This is a genomic window from Streptomyces palmae, from assembly GCF_004684805.1.
Classification (GTDB): Bacteria; Actinomycetota; Actinomycetes; order Streptomycetales; family Streptomycetaceae; genus Streptomyces; species Streptomyces palmae.
Window position 1 is genome coordinate 1 of record NZ_SRID01000455.1, and the last position, 4,967, is coordinate 4,967.

At 72.0% G+C, this 4,967-nt stretch carries 4 protein-coding genes; 2 read left to right on the forward strand and 2 right to left on the reverse strand.

Annotation, left to right across the window (positions count from 1 at the left end; genetic code table 11):
* On the forward strand, positions 1–782 hold a 782-nt coding region (locus E4099_RS28985), incomplete at its 5' end, for a M23 family metallopeptidase (protein ID WP_135342087.1).
* A gap of 100 nt (positions 783–882) precedes the next feature.
* Here the strand turns inward: E4099_RS28985 and E4099_RS28990 are convergent.
* Positions 883–1,353 carry a MarR family winged helix-turn-helix transcriptional regulator gene (locus E4099_RS28990; RefSeq protein WP_342451956.1) on the reverse strand — a complete coding sequence of 157 codons (471 nt, stop codon included), beginning with the start codon at positions 1,351–1,353 and terminating at the stop codon, positions 883–885.
* Positions 1,354–1,711: 358 nt separating this feature from the next.
* Between E4099_RS28990 and E4099_RS28995 the strand changes: the two genes are divergently transcribed.
* Entirely contained in the window at positions 1,712–4,096 is a 2,385-nt protein-coding gene (locus tag E4099_RS28995; protein ID WP_135342088.1) for an MFS transporter, read from the forward strand.
* Positions 4,097–4,354: 258 nt separating this feature from the next.
* Here the strand turns inward: E4099_RS28995 and E4099_RS29000 are convergent, their stop codons facing one another.
* Positions 4,355–4,651, reverse strand: coding sequence for a hypothetical protein (locus tag E4099_RS29000; RefSeq protein WP_135342089.1), 297 nt, complete (start codon positions 4,649–4,651; stop codon positions 4,355–4,357).
* Between the last annotated feature and the right edge of the window lie 316 nt (positions 4,652–4,967).

Below are 4,967 nucleotides of genomic sequence, written 5' to 3' on the forward strand. Positions count from 1 at the left end.
CCGCCGCCCCGAAGCCCGCCGCCCCGAAGCCGGTGGCCGCCGCGCCCAAGGCCGAGGTCAAGCAGGAGGCCCCGAAGCCCGTCGCCAAGCCGGCGCAGCAGGCCGCCTCCTACACCGTGGTCAGCGGTGACACCCTGTTCAAGATCGCCAAGTCCCACGACGTGGACGGCGGCTGGCAGGCCGTGTACTCCGCCAACCGCGCGGTGATCGGCGACAACCCGAACCTGATCCTCCCCGGCCAGCACCTGGCGCTGCAGGGCGACGCCGCCAAGCAGGAGGCCCCGAAGCCGAAGGCCGCCAAGCCTGAGGCCCCGAAGCCCGTTGCCGCCCCGGCCGCCGCCAAGGCTCCGGTCGCCGCCAAGGCCCCGTCCGCCTCCGGCTTCGTCGCCCCGGTGGCCAACGACGCCATGGGTACCGCGTACCACCAGGCCGGTAGCGCCTGGTCCTCCGGCTACCACACCGGCGTGGACTTCCCGGTCGCCTCCGGCACCACCGTGCGCGCCATCGGCTCGGGCGAGGTCGTCTCCGCGGGTTGGGGCGGCGCCTACGGCAACCAGGTCGTGATCCGCCACGCCGACGGCAAGTACAGCCAGTACGCCCACCTGTCCTCGCTGTCCGTCTCGGCCGGCCAGACCGTCACCCCGGGCCAGCAGCTGGGCCTGTCCGGTGCCACCGGCAACGCCTTCGGCGCGCACCTCCACTTCGAGGTCCGCACCGGTCCGGACTACGGCTCCGACATCGACCCGGTCGCCTACCTGCGCGCCCACGGTGTGAACATCTGAGCCAGTCGCACCACCTGAGGTGCCCGGTCCGCCACTCGGCGGGCCGGGCACTTCCGCGTTCGGGGGGCCCAGGCCGTACCCCGGGAGGCGTTGCCGACCCCTACCCCTCCGGCTCCCGGCGCGGCCAGTCGCGCCCCTCCTCCTGCTCCATCACCTGGTTGAAGCGGGTCAGCGCGGCCTCGAAGCCGGCGATCTCCTCGGCGCTCCAGCCGGCGAGGGCGCGGCCGAGGCGGGATCGGCGCATTCGGCGGTCGGCGGTGAGGTCCTCGGTACCGGCGGGGGTGATGCGGAGTTTGCGGGCGAGTCCACCGTCCGGGTCCGGGATGCGCTCCAGCAGACCCTGGCGGAGGAGGCCGGCGGACTGTCGGTTGACGGTGGAGACGTCGAGCTGGAAGCACTCGGCGAGCCGGCCGATGGTCATCGGGCCTTCGGCCTCCAGCCGGGAGAGCAGGAGGTAGGCCGAGCGCTCCAGGTGGTAGCCGTGGTCGCCGTGCCGTTCGCGCGGCATCATCAACCGGCTTCTGGCGAGCAGCATCAGCTCGCGTTCCAGTCGTTCGAGCTGGTCCGCCACGCCTACCCCTTTCCGTCACCCGATGTCGGCCTCTTGACCACGATTTTGCCGTATCAAGCGAACGGAATACATGGCTCCGAAAGGGGATATGCATGATACATATCGTGTGTAAGATGCATATTCATACCGTCCGGTGTGTACTTACCGGCGTTAATGGTTGTCGTCGTCAACGCATCGCACGGCACGGCACCGCCCAGAGCACACCGCAGACGGCACGGCACAGAACGGCACGCCGGACAGCCCAGGCCGGGAACGACACGGCACCGGCACGGCACTGAAGCGCGCACGGCACCGCACGGCCGGAACGGCAACCCGCACAGCCACCGCACCGCACAGCACCGCTTGGAGGCGGCCCAGTATGACCGAGACAGCCACCCCCCGCGTCGACCCCGGAAGCCCCCCACCACCCGGCTCGGAACGGGAGGTCGGTGGCGCTTTCGTGGCGATACTCGCGTTCTGCGGTATCGCCGTTTCGGTGATGCAGACCCTGGTGATCCCGCTGCTGACCGACCTGCCCCAACTGCTGCACACCAGCACCTCCAACGCCTCCTGGGTGGTCACCTCCACCCTGCTGGCCGGCGCGATCGCCACGCCCGTGATGGGCCGCCTCGGCGATATGTACGGCAAGCGGCGGATGCTGCTGGTCGCCCTGGCCATGCTGGTCATCGGGTCGCTGACCTGTGCGCTCACCTCGCACCTGGTGCCCATGGTGGTCGGCCGGTCGATCCAGGGCGGCGCCGTGGGCGTCATCCCGCTGGGCATCAGCATCATGCGCGACGTGCTGCCGCCGCAGAAGCTCGGTTCGGCGATGGCCCTGATGAGCTCCTCGCTGGGCATCGGCGGGGCCTTCGGTCTGCCGGCCGCCGCCTTCGTCGCCCAACACGCCGACTGGCACGCGCTGTTCTACGGCTCCGCCGGCATCGGCGTGCTGTGCGTCGCCCTGGTGCTGCTGGTCGTACCCGAGTCCTCGGTGCGCACCCCGGGCCGGTTCGACTTCGTCGGGGCCGTGGGCCTGTCCGCCGGACTGCTGGCCCTGCTGCTCCCGATCACCAAGGGCGGCGACTGGGGCTGGAGCAGCGTGCGCACGCTGGGGCTGTTCGGGGCGTCCCTGGTGATCCTGGTGGCGTGGGGCTTCGTGGAGCTGCGCACCAAGGCGCCGCTGGTCGACCTCCGCACCACCGCGCGCCGCCAGGTGCTGCTCACCAACCTCACCTCGATCCTGGTCGGCTTCTCCTTCTACCCCATATCCCTGGTCTTCCCCCAGCTCCTCCAGCTGCCCGAGGCCACCGGCTACGGACTGGGCCAGTCGATGGTGATGGCGGGTCTGTACATCGCTCCGATGGGGGTGGCGATGATGGCGGTCTCGCCGCTGTCGGCGCGGATCAACGCCACCCGCGGACCGAAGGTCTCGCTGATGACGGGGCTGGTGGTGATCGGGGCCACCTACGGCGCGGGCATCGGGATGATGGACTCCGTCTGGCAGGTCGTGGTGGTCTCCACCGGGCTCGGCATCGGCGTGGGCATCGCGTACTCGGCCATGCCGACCCTGATCATCAGCGCCGTACCGGCGGCCGAGACCGGCGCCGCGAACGCGCTCAACACCCTGATGCGCTCCATCGGCATGTCCACCTCCAGTGCGGTGGTGGGGGTGATCCTGGCCCACCAGACCACCACCTTCACCACCGGCCTCGGGCCGATGGCGGTGCCCAACATGGACGGTTTCCGGACCTCTTTCGCGGTGGCCTGCGGCACCGCCGCGGCGGGCCTGCTGATCGCGATGTTCCTGCCGTCGCGGAAGAGTCCGGCCGCGGTCGGATCGGGTGGCCAGTCCGGGCGCGGTCGGGCCGCGGCGAAGACCGGGGACTCGGCCTCCGATGCGGAGGGTGAACCAGCCGGCGCCGTCTCCGGTACGGGTACGGGTGCGGCGGACACGGGTGCACCGGAGACCACCGGTGCCGACCCGGTGCCGGAGGCCGTCTCGCTCAGCGGCAGCGTGGTGCACGGGCGGGTGCTCGGCCCCGGCGGCGGGCTGTCCGGCGCCGCGGTCACCCTGATCGACCCCGCCGGCCGCCAGCTGGGCCGGGCCATCTGCGCCTGTGACGGCTACTACACCCTGCACGCGCCCGAGCCGGGCAGCTTCGTGATCATCGGCTCGGCCGTCGGGTACGAGCCGCTGGCCCTCGCGGTGCCGGTCCGCGAGGTGCCGGTCGGCCGCGACCTGCGGCTCTCCTCCCGGGGCGGCGGTCTGACCGGCACGGTGCGCACCGGCGAGGGTGTGCCGTTGCCCGGCGCGCTGGTCACGGTCACCGACCCCGCGGGCGAGGTGACCGCCGGCGCGACGACCGATGCGAGCGGCGGGTTCGACGTGGCCGAGCTGGCGCCCGGGACGTACACCCTGACCGTCAGCGCCACCGGGTACCGTCCGCACGCCCGCCAGGTGGAGACCGTCCGGGGCGCGCCGCTGCGGGTGGAAGCCGAGCTGCGGCCCGCGACGGAGGTGTGCGGGACGGTACGGGGCCGGGACGGCGCGCCGGTGGGCGCGGCGCGGGTGTCCCTGCTGGACACGGCGGGCGATGTGGTCGGGCAGTTCCTGACGGACGAGTCCGGGGAGTACGGCTTCGCCGACCTCACCGGCGAGCACTACACGATCGTCGCCAGCGGCTACCCACCGGCCACCACCACGGTCACCGTCGGCGCCGACGCCCCGGAGTACGAGGTGGACTTCCTGCTCACCCACGAGTGAGCCGCCGGTACCGCCCGGCCCCGCGCGCATCCGCGGGGCCGGGCGGTACCGCGGGAACGGATCGCCTGGCGGGACCTGCGGCTGTCCCGGTCCCGCAGGTCGGGGGGCGTACGGCCGGTTCCAGCGCTCGGCCGCCGGGCGGGCGGCGGGCGACCGGTGCGTACGGGCGGCATGACCGGTCCCGATCGTGGCGCGCGGCAGTGGCCGACCGCGTTCAGCCGATCCTGGCCCCACGGGCGGTACGCGGACAGCGCCCGTTCAACCGCTCGTCGGGGTCGTCTCCGCTGGTGGGGTGCCGTCCTCGTCCTCGTCCTCGTCCTCGGGAAGGCTCTCCGGCAGGCTCTCCCAGGCCTCGCCCTCAGCGCGCAGTTCGTAGCCCTCCGCCTCCGCGATGGAGCGGGCTTGGGCGCGGCTGTGCAAGGCGGTCTGGTGGCTCTCGCTCCGTACCTCCGCGTGCACGCCCGCGCGATCCGCGACCGCTTCGATCGAGTGCGTCTCATAGATGACGCGCCTCGGTTCCGCGGTGCTCCAGACCACGTACATGCTCACTGCCATCGGGCTCACTCTCCGGCACGAGTCTCCTGAGTTCAGGATCGCACTCGCGGCCGACGTCCTCCCGCCCGCTGCGCCATACAGGCGGTACCGGTTCGTTTCCGTGGGTGTTCCGCGCACCTTCCACACGGGGCCCCGCGCGTCCTCCGCGTGTCCGTCCGTGCGCTCTGGGTGCCTACCACCATCGCGGCGGTTTCAGGCATCGTCTTCCCTCTCCGGCCGAAGAGGGGGATGGTGGGAGAGGGATACGGGCGAACCCGTACCGAAAGCGTTCACCACCATTCACTCCCCTATCCAATCCGCGCACCTGCCCCCGCCC